The sequence below is a fragment of the Serratia sp. MYb239 genome (assembly GCF_002966855.1).
Taxonomy (GTDB): domain Bacteria; phylum Pseudomonadota; class Gammaproteobacteria; order Enterobacterales; family Enterobacteriaceae; genus Serratia_B; species Serratia_B rhizosphaerae.
Genome location: NZ_CP023268.1, coordinates 4,239,207 through 4,265,013, shown reverse-complemented (window position 1 = coordinate 4,265,013; position 25,807 = coordinate 4,239,207). Strand labels below are relative to the sequence as shown.

Here is a 25,807-nt window from a genome sequence, read left to right as displayed (position 1 = left end):
CATGAGTCGGTGAAATAATATGCGGTGTGCTATGTTGGCAGGGCGGCTGTTGACTGACGCCGCTTCACTTTCTCGGAATACATCAGTCATGGAGGTTGTATGAGGAAATATGTTTTATTGACGTGTGCACTGTTATTACCGTTTTCTTCTCTGGCAATGTCTTCGGCTTCTTCATTGCAAAAAAACAAGGACGCGGCGGCGGCTTATTGCGATGCGCAATTTACAGTGGTAAAGAGTGCCTGGTCGGAGAGCAATGACGATGAAAATATTGCACGCTCTATCGCCCAGCTGGAACAGAAGGGTTATCAGTTAGCGGATTTTGGTATTGATAAGGAAGAATATACGCGTGACGTGAAAACGGCCATTGCCGGCGTGCGTGATAATAAGTCTGCCTATCATAATCAACAGGACGAGTTTAATCGCGCACTGGTTTCGCAGATTGAAGCCTGTAAAGTACAAGCAGAGCATCGTTTAAACAGTAAATAATATCTTTTGCTTTCTCTGAGCGCGCGATACTATCGGGCGCTTTTTTTTTCTGATTGTTATGTGTTATTGCACGCCTGTAATTACAGGTGGTATATCAGCTGATATAGATTTATCGGTTCGGTTAGAAAAATCCTTTTTATATTAGGCGTATTTAATATACGCCTATTAGTTCACCTTTTACCGGCAGTTCTTGAACGCCTTTCATTCTTTTGAAAATGTCACTGATATTTTTCAGTCCCAGTTTTGCTAACGCATTAAGTTTATGCGCGCTGATGGTTTTAGATTGAATGCCATAGCGTATTGTCAGCCTGTTACTGGAATCACCGCACAGCACATCAAGCAATATTTGGCTTTCACGGTAAGACAGCGTACCTTTCGGTGGTGATTTCCAGCTCAGTTCCTCTTTCAGCGTATTGAAAATATAGTAGCTTAGCTGCTCCAGCGGCTGCCGTTTGCTGATAACCCCTTTGTAGTGTGGGTGGCTGCAGCAAAGTTGATGATAAAAATCAGTGGCTTGTTCCACCATCAGCCAAAGGTCGATGCTCAGCCTGCGGCAATGCTTCAGGCACTCTCTGATCAGGATAAAACTGTCCTGAATATCCGCCTGGCTGCCGGCCGGTGAGAGCAGCAGCGTATCGACGTTGGTCGTCGCCAGAATATTTTCCAGTTCTGTTTTATTGCCGGCTTCCAGAATAGATTGCGGCATGGTTCCCTTGGCTAATAATAATTGCCTGACGGCTTGCCGGAAGTAACTGTTCTCATCAAAGATTAAGATATTCTTCATCGTGGAATTTGCTCCATATCATTAAATTAACAAACTGATAAATATGTCACGTCCTGTCTGTGACATACGGGAAACCACGCCGTGGCTTTACCACTGGCGTAGTCCTTTAATTCATGCTTTCCATTTAATCCAGATAGGCGATAATCCAGGCCGTACCTTTTATCGTTCCTTCACCGCTGAGGTTACTCAGTTCACTGGTGATACGGAAAGTTTTACTGGTATCGATATTTGTGGAGATTTCTTTCCCCTGCAATCCGCTGCTGGTATCGCTAATGGTTAATTTACTGCTGGCGCCAACGCTGCCATCTGTATGAAAGAGATTTAAATCTCCGTCGGCATTTTCTTGATAGTTGATGGTTATTGTCGTATTAACCGGGTTTAAGCAGGTATAGGTAAGTTCGGCAAACGCTTTATCGTAAGTATTATCCGAAGACAACATTCCGTGATCTAATTCTATCGCGTTTGGGTAGGTATTACAATACGCTGGTATGGTAATTTGACCGCCGGTTAAGTTTATCGGAATAGTATATTTTGCCGGCTTGTAATTCCCAGGTTCGGTGGTGTCAAATCGGCGTGAGTATCCCCCCAATTGAAAGGCTGGTATCGTAATTACCCCGTCAATGGTTTCCCTGTCCAAGTAAAAATCCAGCTTTATTGGAAAAGCATTGGTCAGAGAGCTGGCGGGATAGGCATCATTCGGTGAATTCAGATCACAAACAGTTGTAAGCCCGTCTCCCCAGTTTGATGTAGGCACGGTGGAGCTTACCTCTACCGAGAGGTTGTTGTTTATTTTGAAGCGCCCGGTCGCGGAGTCTTGCGGTAAGTCGATGAATATCCGTTGTCTGCCAAAGGCGTTATGCAAGTTGCGATCGCCGCAATGCACCGTACCGGTGACAGTCGTCGCATCGATAGCAAAGCTGGCGATATGTCCTAGTGTTACATCGCCCGTCGTGTCAATGGTCACGTTGGATGCAGCGTCAATGGCGGTAACATCGTAGGCGGCGCCGGCGGTGAAGCTGGCACCCAGCAGCAGGGCGTGCGCAACGGCGGCGCGAGGATTAAACAATGGCATAGATTGTGGTGACTCCAGCGAATTAACTGATTAGCGCTGCGCTTGTGCGCGGCCGTTACAAATAGTGCAAGATGACGTTGGCCGAGGCTTGGAAATACCCGCCTTCCAGCTCATTTTTATCGCCCTGAGCGACCAGTTGCGCCGTCAGAATCAATTTGGCATCTGCGATTCCATCACCCTGTTGGAGCCATTGGGAAACGGGCACCCATTGGTTCAGCGTGACGGGGTTGCTGTCGACAAGGATGGCAATGCCCAAATTTTCCTTCGAAGTTGCCAGCACATGGCTACCCATCGCTGACAGCACGCCATAACCGCTTGGTTTAACATAAAGATTCAATATTTTTCCTGGGGTGACTTTGTTGTTGCATGCAAACCATAAATTCACGTTTTTTGCCGCATTGGCGGTGTCCAAATCGGCGGTAGGCACTTCACCGAAATCGACGGCTAACAGGTCGTCATGCAGTCCCTCTGTCCATTCCCCCATACCTGCCATGATGTAACATGCCGGTTTGACGAGTGTCGCTTTGACCGTAATCGGTACGTCTGCCAGGCAGCCGGCGCACCAGAAAAGCAGCCCGATGCCGTACCACCCGAGAGGATGCCTGATACGAGAATTGTCCTTTCCTGACATGCTGTTGCTCCTTGCCATCATCACAGATAGCTCATTTCAAACGTCACCGTGGCGCTGTAGTCCCCGGGATTGACGGCGTTGCGATCGACGGCCTGCGGGTAGACATCAAACAACAGCTCGTTGGTGCTGCCGATGCCCGTCTGGGTAATAACGCCCGCCTTGAACGGCACTTCCGGCACGATCGGCTGGCCGTCGGCATTATTCAGCCCCAGTACCAGGCCGGTGCCGCCGTCGGTGGCGAGCATGGTCAGGCCGTCGATATTCACGGTCTGCGGGCTGTGAAACACCATTTGCACCTGTTTGTTCAGCGTCGCGGCGCTGCAGTCTTTGAAGCGTAGGGCGAAGCGGGTGGCCGGGCCGCGGCCGTAGTGCTGGAAATATTTGATCGACAGCAGCGGCAGCTCGACGAGCTGCGCGTCCTCCGCCGAGTCGTGGATACACTGTTTCTCCAGCAGCGTGCCGCTGAATGTCAGATCGATTGGGTTTTTCGCCATTGCGTCCCCCATAGAACCGATAGCAGATAACAGCGCGATACATATTCCCAGATACCGGTTCATGGCCGGTCCTCCTTACACTCTTGCCGGGCGGGGATCCCGCCGCGATCGTTAACTGTTTTTCACCGTGCACTGCGCGGCGCTGCAGCTGAATGTCAGCGTAGGGCGGCCGCCGTAATCGTTGATATAGGTCAGATAAGGCGTGGCGTAGTGCTGGCCGGCGACCTTGACGCTGCTTTTCGGCGCGATCATCACCGATTTGAATTCGCCTTTGACGGACTGTTCTTTAGAGCCGCCCAGGCCGATAATCGTGATGTAGTACGGCGTCGGGTTTTCAACCCGGTAGCCGCTGCTTTCGGCGTGCAGCACCAGTTTTTCCTGCCAGACCGCGTTCGGCGCGGTGATGATCCCCTTCGGGCGGTAGAACAGTTTGATCTTCGACTGCAGCGCGATCTGCAGTACGTTGGGCTTATCGCTGCGCGGCGGCACTTCACGCAGGTTCACATAGAACAGTGACTCCCGGTCCTGCGGCAGTTGCTGTGCCAATGGCGTGGCGGAGATGCGCAGCATACTTTTGGCGCCCGGCTCCAGCCTTTGTACCGGCGGCGTCATCACCAGCGCGCCGGTGGTCATCTTTTTCTGCTGCTCATCTTCCAGCCAGGCCTGAGCCAGGTAAGGCAGATTTTTGTTTTCATTGCTGATGTTCAGGCTGATGGCCTTTTGATCGCCGTTAAACACCGCCCGGGTTCTGTCCAGAGCGACGGCGGCCTGCGCGTTAGCCGTGGTAAATAAAAGGCCGAGAATCAGGGTGATGCCGGCAACCTGTTTGTTCAGTGTTTGCATATTGACTTCTTTACTCCATGGGTTGACGGTAAAAACCGTAAATAAATTATTTGGTTACAGCGCCAGCGGCGGCAGTCCGCCGACAGGGCAGCAACAGGTTTTGCTCGTTAATGGCAGACGGCATAACCGCTAGACACTGGACGCTGTCGTTCCAGACCAGGCTCAGCGTCTCTTTCGGCGTAATGCCGCTCAGCCAGGCGATGCCCGCGTCACCGACAATGCCGACTTCCTGGTTTTTGCTATTGCGCACCACGGCGCCAAATGGCGGCGAACCGCCGTCTGCCAGCCGGAAGGTGGCAAACGCCTTGCTGCCGTGCAGCAGGCCAAAGCGCTGGTAGCCGATGGCGCCGTCGGTCAGCGCGGTTTCCACCACGCTTTTCTTCGCTTCGACATCGTCAGCAAGCGTGCTGACATCGATGCGGGTGGTGGTGCGGTAGTAACTGTTGACGTCGCTCACCACGCCGATCCCCCAGGCGTTGCTGACCACGCGACCGCCGTTGATCGGTACGCCGCCGATGCCGTCGGTATCCACCATCAGCCGGGTGCTGCCGTTGTTGCCGCCGGCGTGCATCGCCACGCCGCGCGGCGTGGCGGTGATGCCGCCCGTGGCGCTGAGCCCCAGCGAACGGTACTGCGCGCCGTCGATCGCACCGTTGACGCTCAGCTTGCTGCGCGCGCCGTTATGGGTATACATACCGCTGACCTGGGCGCGTGATTCCTGGTTACCGCCGTGATCGACGCCGGCGTTGATGTTGTAGCTGTCCAGCCCCAGCCGGTCGTAATAGCCGATCCGGTGCCCGTATTGCCCCCGGTTATAGCTGCTGTTGTAGCTGACGGTGCCGGTGCCCATCGGCAGCGATAGCATCAGGCTGAATCTGTTCTCATCTTGCCCGCGGTATTGGCTGCGCATGGCCGTGGCGGTCAGCGAAGCGCTGCGCATTTTCAGCGCCGGCAGATCAAACGTGGTGCCGATATTGGCGCCATACTGTTTGGTGCTGCCGCGATCCCAGTAGGTCTGATGCTCGTAATTCAGCCCCAGAGAGACTTTGTCAAAGCTCTTGTTGACGTTGATCTGGTAGCGCTCTTTTTGGTGGTTAGGGTCGTAATCGAGACGGCGCTGGTCGAGAAACTGCTGCATGCTCATATAGTTCTTTTCCGAGAAGCGGTAGCCGGCGAAGGTGACGTCGGCTTTCATCTCGTCGAAGAATTTGGAGTAGCTCAGACGCCAGGACTTCCCCTGTTTCTTACTGTTATCGCGTACCTTGGCAACGGACTGGGTGACGTCGACGGCCACGGTGCCGAGCCCGAACAGATCGCGCCCGCTGCCCAGCGCCAGCGCCTGATAATCGGCGGAGAGCGTTGAGCCGCCGTACAGCGTCCAGATATTGGACAGCCCCCAGGAGGCTTCGCCCGAGGCAAACAGCTGCCCTTCCAGATCGTGTTCCCAGGTGGTGGGGCGGCCGACGATCGCCTGGTAGCGCAGCTGGCCCGGACGCGTCAGATAAGGCACCGCCGCGGTGGAGAGGCTGAAGGTGTGCTCTTCGCCGTCCTGCTCGGTGACTTTAACGTCCATCGTGCCGCGGATAGCGCTGTCCAGATTCTGAATGCGGAACGGCCCGGCTGCGACGGTGGTTTCATAGATAACGCGATCCTGCTGCGTAACGGTCACTTTGGCGTTGGTTTTGGCGATGCCAATGATCTCCGGCGCGTAGCCACGCAGTCGCGGCGGCAGCATACGTTCGTCGCTGGCCATGGCGATGCCCGCATAGCGCCAGGAATCGAACATCGGCGAGTTGACGTAGTTTTCACCGATGGTCAGCGTTGAACTCAGGCTGGGAATCGGCCGATACAGATAGACGCGGCTAAAATCGAGGGTATGACGACTTTTTTGCTGCGAGCTGCTACGGCTGAAACGGCCCTGATAATCCCCGCGCAGGCGCCAGGCGCCCAGGTTCATGCCGAGCGTGCCGTTGGCGCTGAGGGTCTGCCGACGCCCCGAGTGACGGTTGCTGGTAAAGGTGCCGGTGATGTTGTAATCCAGCAGAAAACCGGGCAGGCCGTGATCCCAGCGGGAAGGCGGCAGCCAGGACGCGTCGGTATACTCCAGCAGCGCCTGAGGGACGTTGATATTCAGCGCCGCGCTGCCGAGGTTTGGCGTTAACGCCACTCCGGGCAGCGGGCTGAAATCCACGCACTGGCCGTTATGCCAGCGGGCCAGCTGTTGGGCTGCTTTGTCCGTTAATCCCAGGCGGTCGACAACCTCCTGCGGCAGACAGGCTTCAGGCTGTGCGGGGGAGGTGTTATTGTCTGATGGTGCGTAATCGCGTGGATAAAACGGAATATCCCCCTCATAACCGACGCTCTCACCGTTAATTCGCAGCGTCATATGATAAACGCCGGGCATAATATAGCCGGCCTGCGAAAAGCGGGAGAAATCAATATTCGCTCTATCTTCCAGATCTAATACGTCCGTATTAAACTCAACAGCGTTAGCTTCCCAACTTACCAAAACGGCAATGATGGCGGATGCTATGCGACTGATGATAAAACGTTGCTGAGACATAATTAATCATCCTGATTAAAAAGCGAAAATCGCGGGCGTTGTTAGCAGGGGAATAGCGGGATTCCGGTAGGCATTCACGATTTTCTGAAGCGGGCGTCACTCTTCCATTCAGCGCCCGGCCGGCGTTATTCGTAGCGCATGTTCAGCCCCAATATGGCGTAATAGGGTGGCGCTTTCGGCGTCAGTTCTACGCGGTAATCTGCGGTTGCCGGATGGGCACTGTTTTGCTCCGCTTTGCGATAATTGATCGGGTGATCTTCCCCGCTTTTTAGCGTTTTATTGTCCGCATCTTTAATAATAAAAATATTCCCTGATGCTGATTTGTTTTTGAAGTTGATTTTGATTGCTTTATCTTCACCGTACCCACTGTTTTGTCCCGGGAGCGCACAATGATCGAAACGAATAGATAAATGATAAATTAACGATCGTTGGCGGTTGTCTAATGGGCGCGGGTCTAAATCCAGCGATTGGGATGGGGTATCCAATGCAATGGTGCATCCTGCAGCCAATACGGTACCGCTGAGCGTTGCCCGCCCGCGCAGAGGCAGGAGGTAACCGTCATCCTGCCGGCTTAGCGCCAACACATCGGCATAACCGTTGGATGCGGCGAGCAACAGTACAAAACTTCCCAACCAGCGTTGCATAGGATCCCCCTTTGAGATAGCCAGAGGGGAGACCGAGCCCTCCGGCTATACCTGACTATTATTTGTAGCTAATCAGGAAGTTGGTTGATGCGCTGAAGTCACCCGGGGTAACGTCAGTGGCGATGTCAGCTTTCTGAGCAACCGCGGTGTAAACCAGGGTGTTGTCGCCGTCAACCAGGCCGGCGATAGCCGCTGGGGTGCCGAGGGTAATGTTGTTGATACCGATGGCCAGACCGGTAGCCAGACCGTTAGTTTTCAGCAGGTTTTTATTGGCGATCTGGTCGGCACTGTTGAAGGTAATTTCAGCGGTTTTCTTGGAACCGTCATCGTTCGCCAGGCTGCAGTTCTGCAGTTTGAGTTCAAAAGTCTGAGCGGTGGTTACGTTTTTGTTCAGCTGAGACTGAGACAGCTGGCCGAAATCAACCTTAACGTCCATACCGTCCTGGCCTGGCGCCAGGTTACATGGGGCATCAACAACCTGGCCGTGGAACGTAACTTTACCGGAGTTACCTTCGTAAGAAGCAGCGTTTGCGCCGAAAGACAGGGTTGCTGCAGCCATCAGAGCAGCCAGAGAGATGTGTGATAATTTCATGTTTAACTTCCTTTTCCTTTTTATAAATGTGCTAACCGCACGGGTTGGCACTCCCACAGGTAAATATCTCGCAGCCGGGCAGCGGTAAGAGAGATATTTATTTGTGGCAGCGCATCAGCATGCATTCCTGGCTGATAGGCACAAATTCCCTGCGTCGTTTTTATAAACGCCGTTTTATACATTATCTAATTATCGACCGATGAATTAGATTTCTCCTAGATACCCATATGGTGATAGTGGGATTTGTCGTATTTGTCTTATTATTTATCTATCTATATGTATTCATGATATTTGTTTGTGTTTTTTTCTTTTTTTCGAGTGAGCGAGATTATATTGACTAAGATTTATCCTTGCAACTTTACGGTTTTTAACCTGTTTTGTTACCTGAACGTTTTTTTTCTTTGTAAAATAATTTTGTCTTTTCATTTTTCCTATATCTATTAATTGGTTGCGCGATCCTTTTTTTTACTTTTCTATTTATATCCCCTATTAATTATTGTGCTATTTTTTATATTAACAATGGCTGTTAGTTCTTTATTTTATTGATGATGCAGTGTTTTATTCTGAGTTACAATCACTTGTTGGTTTTATATTTTATGATTTTTTGTTTTATTGGCTTTTAAATTCATTGTCGAAATAAAAAATATTTGATTTTATTTTGAATAAAGCGTGATCTTTTGTTTGGTTATTTCTTAATTTTATTTATCTCATATTTCTATTAAGTATGATGTTTGGGATTTCTTACTCATTAAAAAGGAGTAGTTTGTGTAACGTGTTATTGTTAGTTGTATTATAAGTTGGGAATTATCTTGGTTGTTGGATATGAAAGCCGCAGGCAGAGCTGCGGTTTCAGTGTTACGCTGACTTTTACCGATGACATATATTCAAGGATTAACCGCAGCGGTTTTTCTGAATTGGCCATGTTTAAGCACGCGGCCATCAGGGACGAAAAATACGGGCGCCCTACGCCACCTCACCAATGTTTACCACTACTTTACCGAAGGCGCCGCTTTCCACACGCGCCAGCGCCAGAGGCAATGCTTCCAGCGGGTACACGCTGTCGATAACCGGCGTGAGGCCGTTGGCGTCGAAGGCGGCGCACATTTCGCTCAACGCCCGGCGATGGCCGGTGCCGATGCCGTAAATCGCCAGATCCTTAAACAGAATCGGCTCCAGCGGCGACGACACGGTAAAGCCTTCCAGCGCGCCGATCAGATGGATTTTTCCGCCGATGGCACACATCGCCGCCGCCTGTCCCAGATGCGCGCCGCCCGCCAGCTCAAGAATGTGATCGACTCCCCGATCGGCGGTCAGTTGCAGGACGGCGTCGACCATGCCCTGCGCGTTACGATCGATAACCGCATCGGCTCCCAGCTGTTTTACCCCCGCCATTTTGCCGGCGCTGGTGGCGACAAGGGTTTTGGCGCCCAGCATGTTGGCGATTTGCAGACCAAACAGCGCTACGCCGCCGCTGCCTTCAATCAGCACGCTGTCTCCCGGCTGCAGGTTGCCGCGCTCCACCAGGGCAAACCAGGCGGTCAGCGCCGCGCAGGGCAGCGTGCTGGCGGCAGCGTGGCTGAGCGAGGCGGGTTTAGCCACCAGCCAGTCTGCTTTCATCGCCACATATTCCGCCAGTACGCCGGGGTAAAAGCCGCCCAGAGTGCGGTAAGCCAGCTCGCGCGCGTTGCCGGGGCGAGCGCCGTCGAGCCACTCCGGGGCAAAGACTGAGATGACCTCATCCCCCGGCGCGAAGCGGCTGACCTGGCTGCCGGCCGCCACCACGCGCCCCGAAAGGTCGGAGCCGGGAGTAAACGGAAAGCGCAGCGGTAAGCCGCGTCCGCTGCCGATCACCCAATTATCGCGGTGATTCAGGGCGACCGACATCACCTGCACCAGCACCTCGTCGTCTGCAGGGCGGGGCACTGCCGCCGTCTGCAGCGTCAGCGACTGGCGCCCGAAGCCGTTCATTTCCCAACGTCGCATAGTGTTCACAAGTTGTTTCCTCCTCTGATGATTGAGGCATTCATTGTGTCGCAGACAGAAAGGTGAATTAATACCCTATAATCCGCATGAACTGATGAATAAGGCACAGCAATATGAAAGGGGCCGATTACGCTGAACTGGCCGTCTTTATGGCGGTGGCTAAAGAGAGGAGTTTCCGTCGGGCGGCACAGCGGCTGGGGCTGTCGCCGTCGGCGGCGAGCCATGCGATCCGCGCGTTGGAACAGCGGCTGCACGTCAGGCTGTTTAACCGCACCACGCGCAGCGTCGCGCTGACGGAGGCCGGTTCACGGCTGATGGCGCAGCTGGAGCCGGCGATGGCGGCGCTGGAAAGTGCGGTGCAGGGGGCGGGAGAGACGCAGCTGACGCCGCGCGGTACGCTGCGCATCAGTATGCCGCGTCTGGCCGGGCATCTGGCGATCGTGCCGGCGATTGAACGCTTTATGGCGCGCTATCCGGATATCCGGCTGGAGATGCTGCTGGATGACAACCTGCAGGATATTGTCGCTGCGGGATTCGATGCCGGCATCCGTTCGGGCGACCGGGTGCCGAGGGATATGATCGCGGTCAGGCTGACGGCGGATCTGCAGATGGTGGTGGTGGCCGCGCCGGGCTGTTTTCAGACCCAGCCGCCGCCGGCGACGCCGGAGGAGATTGTCCGCCACCGCTGCATCAACTACCGCTGGAGCGGCAACGGCGCTCAGTATCGCTGGCGTCTCAGTCGCGCCGGCGAGCACGTCGAGGTGGACATTGACCCCGCCCTGACGGCCAACGATATCGATCTGCTGCTGGCTGCCGCCGAGCAGGGCGCGGGGCTGGCGTTACTGGAGGCGCAGTGCGTGGCGCCGTCGCTGCACCGGGGCACGCTGGTGCGGGTGCTGCCGCAGTGGTGTAAACCGGTCGCGGGGTTTCACCTGTACTACCCGCGTAATGGGTTTATGACGCCGCAGATGCGGGCGTTTGTTGATTTTATGCGGCTGGATACGGCCGCAGAAACGCGGCAAGAGTAATGCGTATCACAAAACAAAAAGACGTAGCGTGGTATATAGAGTGGAAAATCATCGCCTTTCTGAAGGTGGGCATTAACGGAATGTGATGTTGATATAACAACAAGGAGCGTAGTATGAGAACGATAATCAGCGCAGCGGTCGCATTGGGTTTACTCGGCGGCTCACTGCCGGTCTGTGCCGCGCAGACGTTGGAGCAGCAACAGCAGCTGAAAATTATCAGCTATAACGCCTACTGGGGGATGAAGTCCGACACCTCGAAGGGGAAACAGAAGTTTGCCGAATGGGCCAGGCAGCAGGATGCCGATATTATCGCCTGGCAGGAGATGAACCACTTTACCCGCGAGACGCTGGAAGCCTTCGCCCAGAGCTACGGGCACCGCTATGCGGTGCTGCTGAAAGAGCCGAAGGTGGCGGGCGACGATGAATTTTTCCCGACGGCGATCACCGCCAAATACCCGATCGTCAACGTACGCAAGGTGGTGGATAACCTCTGGCACGGCGCGCTGTTTGCTGATGTGGGTCACTATCACTTTGTGGTCACCCATATGAACCCGTTCCGCACCTCACAGCGGATTGATGAGATGAACCTGATTCTGGATTCCATCAAATACGGTGCGGACCCGAACGGAAAGTGGATTATCGCCGGCGACCTCAACGCCTTCTCACCGCTGGATAAAAGCGGCTATAACGAGAGCGAGATGGTGAAGGATTTGCAGGACAAAGAGGCCAAACGGCCGGTGCTGCAAAACCTGGTGAACGGCAAAATGGACTACACCGTGCAGCAAAATATCCTGTCGCGCGGCTTTATTGACGTGCTGAAGCAGAAGTATCCGGATACGTTCATCGCCACCGCGCCGACGAAAATTTTCTATGACCAGGCCAAGACGCCGCTGCGCTATGACTACATTTACGTCTCCCCGGCGTTGAAGAACGACGTGGCGGAGGTAAAAGTGCTGCGCGATGCGTTTACCGACCAATATTCAGATCACTATCCGGTGCAGATGATCATTAACAACCGCTAAGCGGTCTGCCCTGAAGCGCCTGAAGAGCGGCGTTTGTAGTGAGCGGGCGAAGCTGTCGCCCGCTGTTTGCGTTCTGTATGCCGAATGTATTTATGCCCCGTCGGAATTGGTTTACCCGTCTTGCTGTGCGTCTTCATTATCTCCCCATTCCTGATCTATCCGACGGCGATCTTTCCGTATTTATGGATAGAAGATCGTTAAAGATATAAAAATTACGAATATTCCTAATAAAAGGGTAAAAAACAATCGCTATGCGGTGAGTGTTAATCTAACTAACGGTTTTATTTGATTTTTTGTGAGTTAAAAAATTTGTAGACCCAATGAATTTATTACGCATTTAATTTGGCCTTGATCACATATTTTTAAGAGTCATTTTTTATTTTTTTAATATCCCCTTGGCTTTCAAATGGTTAATGATATTAGATTCCATAAGATTAAACCTGTTGACCTTCCACTAGGGGGAAGGTTTACGTTGGCGCGTAGAAAGGGAAGCTAAAACTTACATTCGCTATGCGATATGTATGTCAATGATATATCTGTCATTTACTATTTGGTATATGAATGGAAATCATTGTTTTGATATGGATTTTATATTATTCGTCAGCGGCAATATGCTTGCTGTCTCAGGGGGTGTCGTTAAATTTATTAAGGGCAAGGTAATGAAAATGAACGATCTTACATTAAGTGATTTAGAAGATAAGATCCTTGGCGTTATTCATCGTGAAGTTAATCACTATACGCCGAAAATACCGGCATTTTATCTCGAAGGCGGCCATTACGATCCCCGCTACCCTGTTAATGAGTTCGCAAAAAAATCATTGCATCATGCTTTAGATATCGCCAGTAATGCGATCGTCAATCATAAAAAGAATTTGAAGATCTCTCTTGGTATTTTAATCGACGACCTTGGGCTGCAATGCGGCGCCGAGTCATGTGAAATACTCCCGACGCAGTTAAATAATACGGATGATGCGGAGGAAAGCGGGGAGTTACCCAAGGAATTGGACGCTATTTTGGCGCAGTCTAAAATCGTCAAGCGTGAACGGATGATGATACAGGGTGAAAGAACCTGTAAAAACCGCGGCATACAGACGCTAAGGCGTATTCTCGATCTTCATCGAACCACGCCGTTGCCTGAACTGGAGATAGAAGAGGCGGAATCGCTGACGAAAATCTTTTTTGTTAATCAGGAAGGGCAGCGCGTACTGCTTGCCGAGTCGAAATCAAAAGACGTATGGACGGCAAAGTGCCCGGTGATCATGGCCCAGCACTACAGCGACGTTTATGACCGCGTGGCAAAACTGCATCCGCAGGCCCACGCGCTGCATATTATCGATTTTTCGGAAACCGATGACTACAACAAAGTGATCAACGGCGCAGACGTGGCGATGAAGCTGTTTCTGCGTAATGAGCGCATCGGCGACAGAGCGGTGAAAATTACCAACATCTTCCTTTCATCGTTTGATGACGACGATTACATCATCCACTCGACGTCTCACTGCGCCGAACGGCTGGCGGCAGAAGCGTGATCGTTTCACCCGATAATCAATAAAAGGAAACGTCGATGTCTGTAAACAAACCACACCCACAGAATATGCCGCTGTATCTCGATTACAACGCGACCACGCCCTGCGATGAGTTAGTCCTGGCGGAAATGCTGCCGTTTTTTTGTCATCACTTTGGCAACGCCGCCAGTATTTCCAGCCAGCAGGGGTTTAAAGCGCACTTGGCGGTCGAGCGCAGCCGTGAGCAGATTGCGAAATTGCTTCATGCGCGGGCGAACGAGATTATTTTTACCTCCGGCGCCACCGAAAGTAATAATCTGGGGCTGCGCGGCGCGTATGCGGCCTGCAAATCCCGTGGCAATCATATTATTTCCTCCTCGATAGAACATCCTGCAACGCTGGCAACCCTGAAGGATCTGGAGCGTGAAGGCGCCCGGGTGTCTTTAATCAAGCCTTTGCAGGATGGCCGTTTCGACCTCGCTGCGCTCGAGGCATTGATTACGCCGGAAACCATCCTGATCGGCGTGATGTACGCCAATAATGAGCTGGGGGTAATTAACCCGATAGCAGACATTGCCACCATCGCCGAACGGCACAACATTCTCTTTATGTCAGATGCGACGCAGGCCGCGGGCAAAATCCCGATCGATGTGCAGCAGTGCCCGATCGATATTCTTACCTGTTCCGCGCACAAGATATACGGGCCGAAAGGGATCGGCGCGTTATATCTGCGGCGGAAAAACGGCAAAAAAATTGTCGACCTTCATCCGCAGATTACCGGCGGCAATAGCGAGCAGGGTATTCGGGGCGGCACGCTGAATGTGCCGGGCATCGTCGGGTTTGGCAAGGCGGCGGAACTGGCGGCCGAGCGTCTGCCGCAGGCGATGGCAAAGGCGCAGTCCCAGCGTGACCGGCTGGAAAGGGCGCTGGCGCAGTGGGAGAACGTCCAGATAAACGGGGGAAGCTCTCCCCGTCTGCCCCACGTCTCGAATATCTCTTTCAAACAGGTGGACGGCGCCAGGCTGCTTAATCTTCTGAAAAAGAGCGTTTCGGTCAGTACCGGATCGGCCTGTTCATCCAGCAGCCTGTCACCCAGCCATGTGCTGACCGCGCTGGGGCTGTCAGAAGAGCTGGCTCAGGCTACCCTGCGCTTCAGTCTGGGCTGGCCTACCAGGGACGAAGATATCGACGTCGCTCTGGCGGCGGTTAATCAGGCGCTGCGCATGCTGTCGTCAGCCTATGCCGATTAATTCCACACTCCCGTATCAGGCAATAAGAGTCATTGGTTGTCACGAGTATAAAGGTCATATCTATGAATGAGATATTAAGCCAACCCGCGAATATTGACGATGTCGCCGGCGGGCAGGGGCTGTGCGAAGCGTCCGCCGGGCGCCTGTCGCGTCTGGCGCTGGAGCTGGACTATTCCGGCATTATCAAGCTGGCGTCCTATGTGCAGCGGCAGATTGACGACGGCCGGCCGATCTGCGACCTGATTATCGGCGATTTTGACCCCGCGCGCTTCCCGCTGCCCGGCGTCTTGCGTCAGGCCATTTATCAGGCCTACGCGGATAATCAGCATGATTACCCGCCGTTAGAAGGCGTACTGCCGCTGCGTGAGGCGATCGCCGGCCTGACCAAACGCTGTTTCCAGGTCGATTATGATCCCGACAGTGAAATTATTATTTCCGGCGGCGCGCGTCCTTTACTGTATCTGGCGCTGTTGGCGGTGGCCGATCCCGGCGACACGGTGATTTATCCCGCGCCCTCCTGGAACAATATGTACTATGCGACCCTGTGCGGCGCTCGGGGCGTGGCGGTGGAAACCACGGCGGAAAATCAGTTCCTGCCGACGGCGCAGGATTTTGCGCCCCATATACAGGATGCGCGGGCGATCGCCCTGTGTTCGCCGCAAAACCCGGTGGGGACGATGTTCTCCCGGCAGGCGCTGGAGGAGATTTGCGATCTGGTGGTGGCGGAAAACCGACGGCGCCGCGGCCGGCAGAAGCCGCTGTACATGGTGTTTGACCAGGTCTACTGGATGCTGACCTATCAGGCGTTGCCGCATTATCAGCCGGCGCAGCTCAGGCCCGAGTTAAAAGAGTATACGATCGTGGTCGACGGCGGTTCCAAGGCCTTCGCCGCGACGGGGCTGCGCGTGGGGTGGGGCATGGGGCCGGCGGACGTCATTGATAAAATGAAATTAATGATTGAGCATATCGGCGCTATTGCACCAAAGGCGGAACAATTGGCCATGGCGGCATTGTTGCATAATCACGCGCTGTTGCAGGATCACCTGGCAACGTTTAAAACCCGGATATTTAACTCTCTGCAGTTACTGCATGGCGGCATGCAACGGATGAAAGAGGAAGGGCTGCCGGTAGACGCTATGGCGCCGATGGGGGGCATTTATCTGTCGATGCAGTTTAACCTGGCGGGCCGGGTTACGCCTGCAGGTCAGGTACTGCGCACGCCTGAGGATGTGAGCCGGTATCTTATCGACCATGCGGGCCTGGCGGTTGTGCCTTTTAGCTATTTTGGCATGACGCGCGCCGAATGGTGGTTCAGGGCTGCAGTATGCGCCGTGCTGCCGGAACAGATAGAAAACGCTTTGCCCAGAGTCAGAGATGCTATTATTGCCTTGAGAAACGCGCAGTACCTGCGGGAATAACGCCCGCTGACGTTTAATCCATTCAATAATATGGGCCGCAGTGCAGGAGCACATCGCTGCGGCCGAACAACGGATCGTTTGGTAACGCCACTCTCCCGCGCGGCGCTGATTTCTCTGAGCGCCGCCGCGTCAAATAAAAAAAGAAATACGTTGTAAAAAAGGATTGACCTTGACGTTAGGTCAAGGTTGACGATGGAGATCAACTTACGCAAGGAGCCATTTATGAATCATCTACAGCTGCATATTCCGACGATGAAGTGCGGCGGCTGCGCCGCCTCGATCGCCAAAACCGTCAAAGCGCGGGATCCGCAGGCGCAGGTCGATGCCGATCCGGCGACGAAGCGGGTGATTATCGCAAGCCGCGTTGACGACGCCGAACTGATGGCCGAGCTGGCCGCGGCCGGTTTCCACGCCAGCGTCGAGTCTGACTGAACAGTAAAAGGAGCGCCCTGTGGTATGACAGGGCGCTGTCGCAGGAGGAGTTTTTATGAACACGCATTCGACGGCATCCCAGTCTAAAGCGTCAACGGCAATCAATTTCCCCGTCGTAGGCATGACCTGCGCCTCGTGCGTGGGGCGCGTGGAACGCGCGCTCAAAGCGGTGCCCGGCGTTGCCGATGCCAGCGTCAATCTGGCCACCGAACGCGCATTCGTCACCTTTAACGGCGTGCCCGATGTGGCGGCGGCGGTCAAGGCGGTTAATGACGCGGGCTACACGGTGGAGCTGGAAACCATCAACCTGTCGGTGACCGGCATGACCTGCGCATCGTGTGTAGGCAGGGTTGAACGCGCGCTGGCTGCGGTAGACGGCGTGGAGCAGGCCACGGTCAATCTGGCGACCGAACGGGCGCAGGTGCAGGTGGCCGCCGGGGTGAATCCCGACGACCTGATCGCCGCCGTCGCGCAGGCGGGTTACGAGGCGCAGACGATCGCCGCCGATAAGAGCGATACCGCCGATCAGGCGGTGCGTCAGGCGGCAGAACTGCGCTCGCTGAAAAAGGCGTTGCTGGTGGCCGTCTGTTTCGCGCTGCCGGTTTTCATCCTGGAGATGGGTTCGCATCTGGTGCCGGGCATGCATGCCCTGATCGACCGCACCATCGGCACGCAGAACAGCTGGTACCTGCAGTTTGTGCTGACCACGATCGTGCTGTTCGGCCCCGGCTTACGTTTCTTCCAGAAGGGTATTCCGGCCCTGCTGCGCGGTGCGCCCGACATGAACTCGCTGGTGGCGACCGGGGTCAGCGCCGCTTACGGTTATTCGCTGGTGGCTACCTTTGCGCCGCAGTGGCTGCCGGCCGGCACGGTCAACGTCTACTACGAAGCTGCGGCGGTGATCGTCGCGCTGATTTTACTCGGGCGCTACTTTGAAGCCCGCGCCAAGGGCAATACCTCGGAGGCGATTAAACGGCTGATCGGCCTGCAGGCCAAAACCGCCCGCGTGCTGCGTGACGGTAAGGCGGCGGAGGTGGATATCGCTGAGGTCAAACGTGAGGACATTATTGAAGTCCGTCCCGGCGAACGCATCCCGGTGGATGGCGAAGTGCTGGAGGGCGAAAGCTTTGTCGACGAGTCGATGATCAGCGGCGAACCGGTACCGGTAGAGAAAAAAAGCGGCGCCGAAGTGGTCGGCGGCACCGTCAACCAGAATGGCTCGCTGACGTTTAAGGCGACCAAAGTCGGCAGCGACACCATGCTGGCGCAGATTATCCGCATGGTGGAGCAGGCGCAGGGCGCCAAGCTGCCGATCCAGGCGCTGGTGGATCGCATCACCATGTGGTTTGTGCCGGCGGTGATGACCGTGGCGCTGCTGACGTTTCTGGTTTGGCTGTTCTTCGGGCCGTCGCCAGCGCTGTCGTTTGCGCTGGTGAATGCGGTGGTGGTGCTGATTATTGCCTGTCCGTGCGCCATGGGGCTGGCGACGCCGACTTCCATTATGGTGGGCACCGGGCGTGCCGCACAGCTGGGCGTGCTGTTCCGCAAAGGGGAAGCGCTGCAGTCGCTGCGGGATGCGGCCGTGGTGGCGGTAGATAAAACCGGCACCCTCACCAAAGGGCGCCCGGAGCTGACCGATCTGGTGTTGGCGAACGGCTTTGAGCGCGCACAGGTGCTGGGGCTGGTGGCGACCGTGGAAAACAAATCGGAACACCCTATCGCCCGTGCCATTGTCGATGCCGCACAGCAGGAAAACGTGCCGCTGTCGACCATTACGCGCTTTGAGTCGGTTACCGGTTTTGGCGTGAACGCCGATATCGAGGGAATAACCGTCGCGGTGGGCGCGGATCGCTATATGCAGCAGTTGGGGCTGGACGTGGCGCAGATGGCGGAAGATGCCGCGCGGCTGGGCGATGAGGGCAAAACGCCGCTGTATGTCGCCATCGATGGCCGGCTGGCGGCGATGATCGCGGTGGCTGACCCGATCAAAGACACCACCCTGCCGGCGATTAAGGCGCTGCACGAGCTGGGGCTGAAGGTGGCAATGATCACCGGCGACAACCGCCGCACCGCGCAGGCGATTGCGCGTCAGCTGGGGATTGATGAAGTGGTGGCCGAGGTGCTGCCGGACGGCAAAGTCGCGGCCATTGAGCGCCTTGCCGCCGAGTATGGGCCGGTGGCCTACGTCGGCGACGGCATCAACGATGCGCCGGCGCTGGCCGCCGCGCACGTGGGCATCGCCATCGGCACCGGGACGGATATCGCCATCGAGGCTGCCGACGTGGTGCTGATGTCCGGCGATTTGGGCGGCGTCTCCAGCGCGATTGCGCTGTCGAAAGCCACGCTGGTGAATATCAAACAGAACCTGTTCTGGGCCTTTGCCTATAACGTGGCGTTGATTCCGGTGGCGGCGGGCATACTGTATCCGCTGAACGGCACCCTGCTGTCGCCGGTATTTGCCGCCAGCGCCATGGCGTTATCCAGCGTGTTCGTGGTGAGCAACGCGCTGCGGCTGCGCCGCTTTACGCCGCCGCTGCGTCAGGCGGACGGGCACTGAACCCGGCAATAACGGCAAACAAAAGGCACGCTGGCGACAGCGTGCCTTATTTTTTTCTGCCGCGTCCTACTGCACCAGGTTGTAGCTGATGGCGTATTTGACGATATCGGCATTGGCGGTGAAGCCCATCTTCTTCATTAGGCGCGATTTGTAGGTGCTGACCGTCTTATTGCTGATGGCCAGGGTGTCGGCGATGGCGTTAATTGATTCGCCGTGGGCCAGCATAATCATAATCTGCCGTTCGCGCAGGGTCAGGTTCTCGTGGGGCGCGCTGTTACTCTGATACTGGGCGAATACGATCTTCTGCGCCAGCTCGTGATCGATATAGCGCGCGCCGCTGGCGACGCTGCGGATGGCGTTCAGCAGCGCTTCCGGATTGCGATCTTTGGTGATATAGCCCAGCGCGCCGTGCTCCAGCATGCGCTGGGCGATCTGCGGCTCATTAAACATACTGAGCACCAGGATCTTCAGCCCGGGGTGCTGGCTGCTGATGCGGTTGATCAGATCCTCGCCGCTGATCCCCGGCATGGAGATATCCAGCAGCAGCAGATCGACATCGCCGGCGCGCAGGCGTTCCAGCACCCGACCGCCGTCCGCGGCTTCGGCGACTACCTTGATGCCGGCGTCCAGCAGGAACAGCTGCTTCAGGCCTTCACGCATAATGGCGTGGTCTTCGGCAATCATTAAACGTATTGGCTGGGTCATGTATTTCTCGCTTTATTATTCATTAAAATTTTGTCGGTTGAGCGGGAAGTTGAGCCGTACGCGGGTGCCTTCGCCCGGTTTGCTGTCGATGGTCAGCCAGCCCTGCAGCATTTCCGCACGCTCTTTCATGCCCGGCAGCCCCCAGGCGTTGGAGCGCACGCGCTGCTGATCGAAGCCGCGGCCGTTGTCCACCACTTCGATCTCCAGCTTTTCGCCGCGCTGGCGCACAAAGATATAGACGCTGCTGGCCCTGGCGTGGCGGGTGACGTTGGTCAGCGACTCCTGCACCACGCGGAAGGCGGCGGTGGTGCTGGGGTCATCCAGCTGCAGTTTTTTCTCCGTGGTGGCGATCAGAATGCAGCGGCACTTCTGCTGGCGGTTAAACTCATCGCGCAGCCACTCCAGCGCCGGCAGCAGGCCCATATTGAGCATATTCGGCCGCAGGCGGGTGGAGACGTCGCGCACCACCTGAATGGTGCTGTCCACCAGACGCATCAGATTTTCCACCTGCAGATGCACGGCGGCGTTATTTTCCGGCGACTGCATGCGGATCAGCGACAGCCCGACCCGCAGCGAGGTCAGGTGCTGGCCCAGTTCGTCATGGATTTCGCTGGCCAGATATTTGCGTTCCGCCTCGCGCCGCGCCTCCTGATTGCGCGCCAGCAGGCGCAGCTGCTGGTGTGCGTCGCGCAGCTCTTTCTCCGCCAGCCGGATGCCGGTGATATCGCGGCCGATGGCCAGCACGCTCTCCAGTTCGCCCTCCAGATTAAACTCCGGCACGCTGCGCACGTGCAGCACGCGTTGCTGATTCTGATGCTCTAACGCGATTTCCCCGTCGGTCGGGGTGGAGCTGCTCATGGTGTGGGCGATCAGGCGCAGCAGCTCCATGCCGGCGTTGTGGTGCGGCACGCTTTCGGTCAGCTGCCAGCCGGAAATCTGGCTCTCCGTGCGGTTAAACCACGTCAGCACGCGCGGATTGACGTAAATACAGCGGAAGGAGAGATCGAAGCGCGCCACCATATCCGGCGAGTTCTCGACCAGCGCGCGGAACTGCTTCTCCCGCAGGTGCTGTATCGCCTCCTTCTTCTTCAGTTCGCGGACATCGCTGACGATGCACAGCGCATGCGGGCGGCCGCCGTGCTGATAGCGGCTGGAACTGACCTGGACGGCGATGATTTCGCCGTTGCGATGCCGGTGCTGGGAGGTAAAGGTGATGCCCTCCGGGCGCATCGTCAGTTTCCACCACAGCGCGGCGACGTCTTTATCCGCCAGTTCGGGGGCGATGGCGGCAAAGTTGCTGCTGAGCAGCGCCTTTTTGCTATATCCCATCAGATTGCAGGCACGTTCATTGACGTATTTTACGGTTAAATCCTGATCGAGCAGGTAAATCGCATCGTGAATGCGATTAAGCGCGATGGATGATAAAGACTCCGTTGCCGTCAGCGAGGGATCGAGCCAGTGGAAAAAACGCTGCAATAGATCATCTCCTTGTTATTGCGCCGTTGCCGTAATGACGAAAGCGCGGCTAATGCCGTGTATTAAAACGCAGAGTAACGTAGCAGTTTCTGAAAAAATAGGGTCTGCCGCGCCATACACACCCTTTTAAACCGGCGCGCGGTGGTTATTTATTTTAGTTCGGATTTTCATTATTTTTATTTGAACGTTATTTTTACCGGCTATTTTCCCTGGCGCGTCGGCGACAATCAGCGGAATACCTGGCTTTTCAGCGTTTCTCTGGCGCGCGACAGACGGGAGCGCACGGTGCCGATCGGGATATTCAGCTGCTGAGCGATATCCTGATAGCTGCCGTCATCGTCGATTAAAATCGTCAGCATCCGTTTAATTTCTTCCGGCAGCCGGTCAATCGAGGTCAGGGCGGTGGTGAGCAGCCGCTGATGCTCGGTCAGCGCGCTCGGATCGTCGTCATGCAGCAGATTTTCCAGCACCTCATCATTCAGCGTATCAAACAGATAACGGTGCTGCTGACGCTTGTAGTGGTTGCGGATCAGGTTGATGGCGATGCCGAACATCCAGGTTTCCGGCAGTGAGGCGCCGGTAAATTTATGCCGGTTGCGCAGCACTTCCAGGCAGGTCATCTGCGCGATATCTTCCACATCCTCCGTACTGGCGACTCTCCTTCGAATGAAATTAATCAGCTTTTTGTTCGATTGCTTGAAAATACCTTCCCAGTCCACCGGTATATCTATGGCGTTGGTCGGCATTGCGCTGGCAGTGAATGAATTCATCATTTTTATTTCTCCTTAAATAAAATCGCAGTGAGTTCACTGTTAAATAGCAAGCGCTGTGCCACTCTTATTTTGTAAATAATTTGTTGTTTTTATTTGTCTTTATTTTTGTGTTCAGAATGTTCTGAGAAAAAAGCCGCAAAAAAACAAAATTATTTGTGCAAAGAGTGGCACTAATTTCATCTGGTGATTATTTGAATTTCCAATAACTCAATTCTTTTATTTTTTTCGGAACCTGAAGCCTGCCGGCTCCACAGAAAGAGAGTCATCTTGATGAGGAACCGGCAATGTTGAAATCCTCCAGCCTGGCTTTTACGCCAAACCCGCTGCGCGCCCTGCTGAAGCAGGGAGAGGTCGGACAGAATAAAAACAGCGGCAGGGCCGCCGGTCATGTCGCTGCGGGCGCGGCCAGCGCCGACGATATCAAAGAAGAAGCCGGACTGATGTTTGGCGAGAAGGCGGAAAGTAAAAAGAAGGCGGACCAGCGCCGTCAGAACCAGCACCACGTGCGTCACCGCCATCTGCTGAACAAGGTCGAGTTGCATAAAATGTACGCGATGCTTGATGCGCGCGACGCCGGACATCAGCAGGCATCGCTGCAGCGGCTGCGGGACGCCTTGAAGCGCAAGGCGGAAACCGACGATCTGCTTGCCATGCTGGACGACGATCCGGCGCGCTGTGATCTGCTGCTGCGGGTGATGGAGCGCGAGGCGCGCAGCGACGGCGATGAGGAGCTGCGCCAGACGGTGGAGCAGCATCTGGAGGCGCTGGAACAACACCACGGCGAACGGCTGCGGGCCGGGCTGAATACCGCCTGGTCGATCGCCGAACTGACCGATAATCCGCAGCATAAACAGAGCCTGCGCAATATTTACTATGACAGCATCGTGCATCAGCAGTCGGCGATGGCGATGGTGGATCTGCTGCTGGGGCATTTTGCGCCGCAGGACTTCAGCATCGGGCTGCGCACGCTGCAGCGCGCGCTGGCCGACGACATCGCCGCGCTGGCCTCGTCAATCGGCGCTGGGGCGCTGCGCCACATTCAGACCGGGCTGTTCGAGGCCGGACAGGTCAATCACACCCTGGAAGAGAGCCGGACGCTGCTGGATCGCATGGCGGGCAAAATGGCGTTGGGCGATATGGACCATGTGGAACTGGCGCGGCGTCTGCTGCATATCTGCCACAACGGCGCTTTCCAGCAGGACTTCAGCCAGCTCGGACACGAAGTGGTGACTGATGCCCAGCCGCGCCACCTCTCCATTTTCTTTAACGGTGTACTGCCTCTGGTGCGCGATTTGCCGATCGGGCTGTGGAAAATCAAGGACGGGCGGCAGACGGCGCTGAAACTGCTGGAAAACCACAATACGGAACTGCTGAAGAACGAGCGTCAGCAGGCCAGACGCGCGTCGAAGCTGTAAGGAAGCGTGATGAACAGCCTATTTGCCATCCTCAATAAAATCGCCATCAGCGCGATGCAGCGCTCGGAGATCGTCGGCGCGGCGTTCGCCCTGGCGCTGGTGTTTATGCTGATTGTCCCGCTGCCGCTGGGGCTGATCGACATGCTGATCGCCGTCAACATCTGTCTCTCTTCATTGCTGATCGTGCTGGCGATGTATCTGCCCAAACCGCTGGCGTTCTCCACCTTTCCGGCGGTGCTGCTGCTGACCACCATGTTCCGGTTGGCGCTGTCGATCTCGGTCACCCGCCAGATCCTGATCCAGCAGGACGCCGGCCATATCGTTGAGGCGTTCGGCAACTTTGTGGTGGGCGGCAACCTGGCGGTGGGGATGGTGATGTTTCTGATCCTGACGGTGGTGAACTTTCTGGTGATCACCAAAGGGTCGGAGCGTGTAGCGGAAGTAGCGGCGCGTTTTACGCTGGACGCGATGCCGGGCAAGCAGATGTCGATCGACAGCGATCTGCGCGCCGGATTGATTGATGTGCACCAAGCGCGTAACCGCCGCAACGAGCTGGCGAAAGAGAGCCAGCTGTTCGGGGCGATGGACGGGGCGATGAAATTTGTCAAAGGCGACGCTATCGCCGGGCTGGTGATCCTGTGCATCAACCTGATCGGCGGCTTCAGCATCGGCGTGCTGCAGCTGGATATGGCGCCCGGCGACGCGATGCATACTTACTCGATCCTGACTATCGGCGACGGCCTGATCGCCCAGATCCCGGCGCTGCTGATCTCCCTGACCGCCGGCATGATCATTACCCGCGTCTCCTCGGAGAGCGACAGCACGGAAACGCCGAACGTCGGCCGCGAGATCGCCGAGCAGCTGACCAGCCAGCCCAAGGCGTGGATCCTGGCGTCGATGGGGATGATCGGCTTTGCGCTGGTGCCCGGCATGCCGGGCGTGGTGTTCTCGCTGCTGGCGCTGATCACCCTCGGCGGCGGCGGTTTTCAGGTGTGGCGCGCGCGGCAGGAAATGCTGCTGGCGAAGCCGCAGATCGAAAACGAAGTGATCCCGCCGGAACTGAACGGCCGCGAGGACCTGCGCCAGTTCAACCCGACGCGCCCTTGGCTAATCCAGTTCCATACTTCGCGGCGCGGTACGGCGGAGACGCTGGATCTGGTACAGGAGATCCGCCGGCTGCGCAACCGCATTGTTTACCACTTCGGCTTTACCCTGCCGGCGTTTGATATCGAATTTACCGATAAGCAGCCGACCGATGAATTTCGCTTTTCGGTGTATGAGATCCCGAAGGTGGTCGGCACCTTCAATACCGCGTTAACGGCGCTGGACGTGCGTCAGTTGGAAAGTCTGAGCGAGGCGGAGCGCGAAGGGGCGATCCCCGGCGATGAAGCGCGCGGTGAGGAAGATTATCTGTGGCTGGCGGCAGACCATCCGCTGCTGGCGCGTGAAGACTTGGCGCGCCACAGCGCCGGTGAGCTGCTGCTTACGCGTATGGAAGACGCCATCCACGCCAGCAGCCCGCACTTTATCGGCCTGCAGGAGACGCGGGCGCTGATGAGCTGGCTGGATGCCGAACAGCCGGAGCTGGCGCAGGAGCTGCAGCGGGTGATGCCGCTGACGCGTTTTTCCGGCGTGCTGCAAAAACTGGTGGCGGAGCGCATCCCGCTGCGCTCCGTCCGCGCCATCGGCGAGGCGCTGATCGAACACGGCCAGCACGAACGCGACGTCAACCTGCTGACGGAGCAGGTGCGTATCACACTAAAAACCCACCTTTGCCATCAGTACGGCCAGCCGGACGGTATTCACGCTTGGCTGCTGACGCCGGAGCTGGAAGAGGCATTGCGCGACAGCCTGCGCCAGACCCAGAACGATATTTTCTTTGCCCTGAGCCAGCAGCAGATCCAGCTGATTCATCAGGAGGTGAAGCAGGCCTACGCGCCGGGGCAGGACAGGCGGGCGGTGCTGCTGGCGGCGCAGGATCTGCGCGGGCCGCTGCGGGCGCTGATCCAGGAGCGTTTCCATGCGGTGCCGGTGCTTTCATTCGCTGAGCTGGAGCCGGCACTGGCGGTTCAAGTGCTGGGGCGTCTCGATGTCGATCCGGCATTTTATTCACTCACCCCCTGGGAGGATTAAC

The 25,807-nt window shown here is 56.0% G+C and carries 22 protein-coding genes; 10 read left to right on the top strand and 12 right to left on the bottom strand.

Translation table 11 applies throughout. The features are described 5' to 3' along the window. The first annotated feature begins 99 nt into the window (after nucleotides 1-99). Nucleotides 100-486 carry a hypothetical protein gene (locus tag CLM71_RS20390; protein ID WP_145961090.1) on the top strand — a complete coding sequence of 129 codons (387 nt, stop codon included), beginning with the start codon at nucleotides 100-102 and terminating at the stop codon, nucleotides 484-486. Nucleotides 487-637: 151 nt separating this feature from the next. Here the strand turns inward: CLM71_RS20390 and CLM71_RS20385 are convergent, their stop codons facing one another. The 9 genes from CLM71_RS20385 to CLM71_RS20345 all read right to left on the bottom strand — a co-directional run bounded on the left by CLM71_RS20385 (nucleotide 638) and on the right by CLM71_RS20345 (nucleotide 10,101). After that, nucleotides 638-1,270 carry a LuxR C-terminal-related transcriptional regulator gene (locus tag CLM71_RS20385; protein WP_105232620.1) on the bottom strand — a complete coding sequence of 211 codons (633 nt, stop codon included), beginning with the start codon at nucleotides 1,268-1,270 and terminating at the stop codon, nucleotides 638-640. Between the two features lie 124 nt (nucleotides 1,271-1,394). Next, entirely contained in the window at nucleotides 1,395-2,342 is a 948-nt protein-coding gene (locus CLM71_RS20380; RefSeq protein ID WP_105232619.1) for a hypothetical protein, read from the bottom strand. 55 nt (nucleotides 2,343-2,397) lie between these two features. Beyond that, nucleotides 2,398-2,973, bottom strand: a complete 576-nt coding sequence (locus CLM71_RS20375; RefSeq protein ID WP_158684850.1) for a fimbrial protein — start codon at nucleotides 2,971-2,973, stop codon at nucleotides 2,398-2,400. A 20-nt stretch (nucleotides 2,974-2,993) separates the two neighbouring features. Then, on the bottom strand, nucleotides 2,994-3,467 hold the full coding sequence (locus CLM71_RS20370) for a fimbrial protein (RefSeq protein ID WP_158684849.1): 474 nt from the start codon (nucleotides 3,465-3,467) through the stop codon (nucleotides 2,994-2,996). Between the two features lie 111 nt (nucleotides 3,468-3,578). After that, nucleotides 3,579-4,310 (bottom strand): molecular chaperone, encoded by a 732-nt coding sequence (locus CLM71_RS20365; RefSeq protein WP_105232616.1) that lies wholly within the window; start codon nucleotides 4,308-4,310, stop codon nucleotides 3,579-3,581. Nucleotides 4,311-4,356: 46 nt separating this feature from the next. Further along, a complete protein-coding gene (locus tag CLM71_RS20360) occupies nucleotides 4,357-6,873 on the bottom strand; it encodes a fimbria/pilus outer membrane usher protein (protein WP_105232615.1) in 2,517 nt (838 codons plus the stop codon). A gap of 125 nt (nucleotides 6,874-6,998) precedes the next feature. Then, the gene (locus tag CLM71_RS20355) at nucleotides 6,999-7,517 is read right to left on the bottom strand and encodes a hypothetical protein (RefSeq protein WP_105232614.1); all 519 of its coding nucleotides are present in this window, start codon (nucleotides 7,515-7,517) and stop codon (nucleotides 6,999-7,001) included. Between the two features lie 58 nt (nucleotides 7,518-7,575). After that, nucleotides 7,576-8,109 carry a fimbrial protein gene (locus CLM71_RS20350; protein WP_105232613.1) on the bottom strand — a complete coding sequence of 178 codons (534 nt, stop codon included), beginning with the start codon at nucleotides 8,107-8,109 and terminating at the stop codon, nucleotides 7,576-7,578. Between the two features lie 963 nt (nucleotides 8,110-9,072). Then, the gene (locus tag CLM71_RS20345) at nucleotides 9,073-10,101 is read right to left on the bottom strand and encodes an NAD(P)-dependent alcohol dehydrogenase (protein ID WP_105232612.1); all 1,029 of its coding nucleotides are present in this window, start codon (nucleotides 10,099-10,101) and stop codon (nucleotides 9,073-9,075) included. A gap of 104 nt (nucleotides 10,102-10,205) precedes the next feature. Here CLM71_RS20345 and CLM71_RS20340 point away from each other — a divergent pair, with 104 nt between their 5' ends. The 7 genes from CLM71_RS20340 (at nucleotide 10,206) to CLM71_RS20310 (ending at nucleotide 19,304) form a co-directional block, all read left to right on the top strand. Next, complete coding sequence (locus tag CLM71_RS20340) at nucleotides 10,206-11,120, top strand: LysR family transcriptional regulator (protein ID WP_105232611.1); 915 nt, start codon at nucleotides 10,206-10,208, stop codon at nucleotides 11,118-11,120. A gap of 113 nt (nucleotides 11,121-11,233) precedes the next feature. Beyond that, nucleotides 11,234-12,142: an endonuclease/exonuclease/phosphatase family protein gene (locus tag CLM71_RS20335; protein ID WP_105232610.1), complete on the top strand. Its 909-nt coding sequence runs from the start codon at nucleotides 11,234-11,236 to the stop codon at nucleotides 12,140-12,142. A 659-nt stretch (nucleotides 12,143-12,801) separates the two neighbouring features. Continuing rightward, entirely contained in the window at nucleotides 12,802-13,671 is an 870-nt protein-coding gene (locus tag CLM71_RS20330; RefSeq protein WP_105233523.1) for a hypothetical protein, read from the top strand. 35 nt (nucleotides 13,672-13,706) lie between these two features. Then, the gene (locus tag CLM71_RS20325) at nucleotides 13,707-14,897 is read left to right on the top strand and encodes a cysteine desulfurase family protein (RefSeq protein ID WP_105232609.1); all 1,191 of its coding nucleotides are present in this window, start codon (nucleotides 13,707-13,709) and stop codon (nucleotides 14,895-14,897) included. Nucleotides 14,898-14,959: 62 nt separating this feature from the next. Beyond that, nucleotides 14,960-16,315: a pyridoxal phosphate-dependent aminotransferase gene (locus CLM71_RS20320; RefSeq protein WP_105232608.1), complete on the top strand. Its 1,356-nt coding sequence runs from the start codon at nucleotides 14,960-14,962 to the stop codon at nucleotides 16,313-16,315. 222 nt (nucleotides 16,316-16,537) lie between these two features. Continuing rightward, nucleotides 16,538-16,747, top strand: coding sequence for a heavy-metal-associated domain-containing protein (locus tag CLM71_RS20315; RefSeq protein ID WP_105232607.1), 210 nt, complete (start codon nucleotides 16,538-16,540; stop codon nucleotides 16,745-16,747). A gap of 55 nt (nucleotides 16,748-16,802) precedes the next feature. Next, nucleotides 16,803-19,304: a heavy metal translocating P-type ATPase gene (locus CLM71_RS20310; RefSeq protein WP_105232606.1), complete on the top strand. Its 2,502-nt coding sequence runs from the start codon at nucleotides 16,803-16,805 to the stop codon at nucleotides 19,302-19,304. 66 nt (nucleotides 19,305-19,370) lie between these two features. Here CLM71_RS20310 and CLM71_RS20305 read toward each other — a convergent pair whose 3' ends face one another. From CLM71_RS20305 to CLM71_RS20295, 3 genes are all read right to left on the bottom strand, one after another. Beyond that, entirely contained in the window at nucleotides 19,371-20,009 is a 639-nt protein-coding gene (locus CLM71_RS20305; RefSeq protein ID WP_105232605.1) for a response regulator transcription factor, read from the bottom strand. Nucleotides 20,010-20,024: 15 nt separating this feature from the next. Next, on the bottom strand, nucleotides 20,025-21,485 hold the full coding sequence (locus CLM71_RS20300; RefSeq protein WP_105232604.1) for a PAS domain S-box protein: 1,461 nt from the start codon (nucleotides 21,483-21,485) through the stop codon (nucleotides 20,025-20,027). A gap of 227 nt (nucleotides 21,486-21,712) precedes the next feature. Further along, complete coding sequence (locus tag CLM71_RS20295) at nucleotides 21,713-22,258, bottom strand: RNA polymerase sigma factor (protein ID WP_105232603.1); 546 nt, start codon at nucleotides 22,256-22,258, stop codon at nucleotides 21,713-21,715. A 284-nt stretch (nucleotides 22,259-22,542) separates the two neighbouring features. On the opposite strand from CLM71_RS20295, the gene sctW reads away from it, so the two are divergent. Together sctW and sctV are read left to right on the top strand one after the other, a co-directional pair. Next, nucleotides 22,543-23,673, top strand: coding sequence for a type III secretion system gatekeeper subunit SctW (sctW, locus tag CLM71_RS20290; protein ID WP_105232602.1), 1,131 nt, complete (start codon nucleotides 22,543-22,545; stop codon nucleotides 23,671-23,673). A gap of 9 nt (nucleotides 23,674-23,682) precedes the next feature. Continuing rightward, a complete protein-coding gene (gene sctV / locus CLM71_RS20285) occupies nucleotides 23,683-25,806 on the top strand; it encodes a type III secretion system export apparatus subunit SctV (RefSeq protein ID WP_105232601.1) in 2,124 nt (707 codons plus the stop codon). The last annotated feature ends 1 nt before the right edge of the window (nucleotide 25,807 follow it).

What these genes read in the sequence shown, in the direction of transcription:
- CLM71_RS20330 (WP_105233523.1), top strand. Translation starts at nt 12,802, where the DNA reads ATGAAAATGAACGATCTTACATTAAGTGATTTAGAAGATAAGATCCTT.
- CLM71_RS20315 (WP_105232607.1), top strand. Translation starts at nt 16,538, where the DNA reads ATGAATCATCTACAGCTGCATATTCCGACGATGAAGTGCGGCGGCTGC.
- CLM71_RS20370 (WP_158684849.1), bottom strand. Translation starts at nt 3,467, where the DNA reads ATGGCGAAAAACCCAATCGATCTGACATTCAGCGGCACGCTGCTGGAG.
- CLM71_RS20295 (WP_105232603.1), bottom strand. Translation starts at nt 22,258, where the DNA reads ATGATGAATTCATTCACTGCCAGCGCAATGCCGACCAACGCCATAGAT.
- CLM71_RS20325 (WP_105232609.1), top strand. Translation starts at nt 13,707, where the DNA reads ATGTCTGTAAACAAACCACACCCACAGAATATGCCGCTGTATCTCGAT.
- CLM71_RS20380 (WP_105232619.1), bottom strand. Translation starts at nt 2,342, where the DNA reads ATGCCATTGTTTAATCCTCGCGCCGCCGTTGCGCACGCCCTGCTGCTG.
- CLM71_RS20310 (WP_105232606.1), top strand. Translation starts at nt 16,803, where the DNA reads ATGAACACGCATTCGACGGCATCCCAGTCTAAAGCGTCAACGGCAATC.
- CLM71_RS20305 (WP_105232605.1), bottom strand. Translation starts at nt 20,009, where the DNA reads ATGACCCAGCCAATACGTTTAATGATTGCCGAAGACCACGCCATTATG.
- CLM71_RS20375 (WP_158684850.1), bottom strand. Translation starts at nt 2,973, where the DNA reads ATGTCAGGAAAGGACAATTCTCGTATCAGGCATCCTCTCGGGTGGTAC.
- CLM71_RS20350 (WP_105232613.1), bottom strand. Translation starts at nt 8,109, where the DNA reads ATGAAATTATCACACATCTCTCTGGCTGCTCTGATGGCTGCAGCAACC.
- CLM71_RS20365 (WP_105232616.1), bottom strand. Translation starts at nt 4,310, where the DNA reads ATGCAAACACTGAACAAACAGGTTGCCGGCATCACCCTGATTCTCGGC.
- CLM71_RS20385 (WP_105232620.1), bottom strand. Translation starts at nt 1,270, where the DNA reads ATGAAGAATATCTTAATCTTTGATGAGAACAGTTACTTCCGGCAAGCC.
- CLM71_RS20355 (WP_105232614.1), bottom strand. Translation starts at nt 7,517, where the DNA reads ATGCAACGCTGGTTGGGAAGTTTTGTACTGTTGCTCGCCGCATCCAAC.
- CLM71_RS20340 (WP_105232611.1), top strand. Translation starts at nt 10,206, where the DNA reads ATGAAAGGGGCCGATTACGCTGAACTGGCCGTCTTTATGGCGGTGGCT.
- sctV (WP_105232601.1), top strand. Translation starts at nt 23,683, where the DNA reads ATGAACAGCCTATTTGCCATCCTCAATAAAATCGCCATCAGCGCGATG.
- CLM71_RS20390 (WP_145961090.1), top strand. Translation starts at nt 100, where the DNA reads ATGAGGAAATATGTTTTATTGACGTGTGCACTGTTATTACCGTTTTCT.
- sctW (WP_105232602.1), top strand. Translation starts at nt 22,543, where the DNA reads ATGTTGAAATCCTCCAGCCTGGCTTTTACGCCAAACCCGCTGCGCGCC.
- CLM71_RS20320 (WP_105232608.1), top strand. Translation starts at nt 14,960, where the DNA reads ATGAATGAGATATTAAGCCAACCCGCGAATATTGACGATGTCGCCGGC.
- CLM71_RS20360 (WP_105232615.1), bottom strand. Translation starts at nt 6,873, where the DNA reads ATGTCTCAGCAACGTTTTATCATCAGTCGCATAGCATCCGCCATCATT.
- CLM71_RS20335 (WP_105232610.1), top strand. Translation starts at nt 11,234, where the DNA reads ATGAGAACGATAATCAGCGCAGCGGTCGCATTGGGTTTACTCGGCGGC.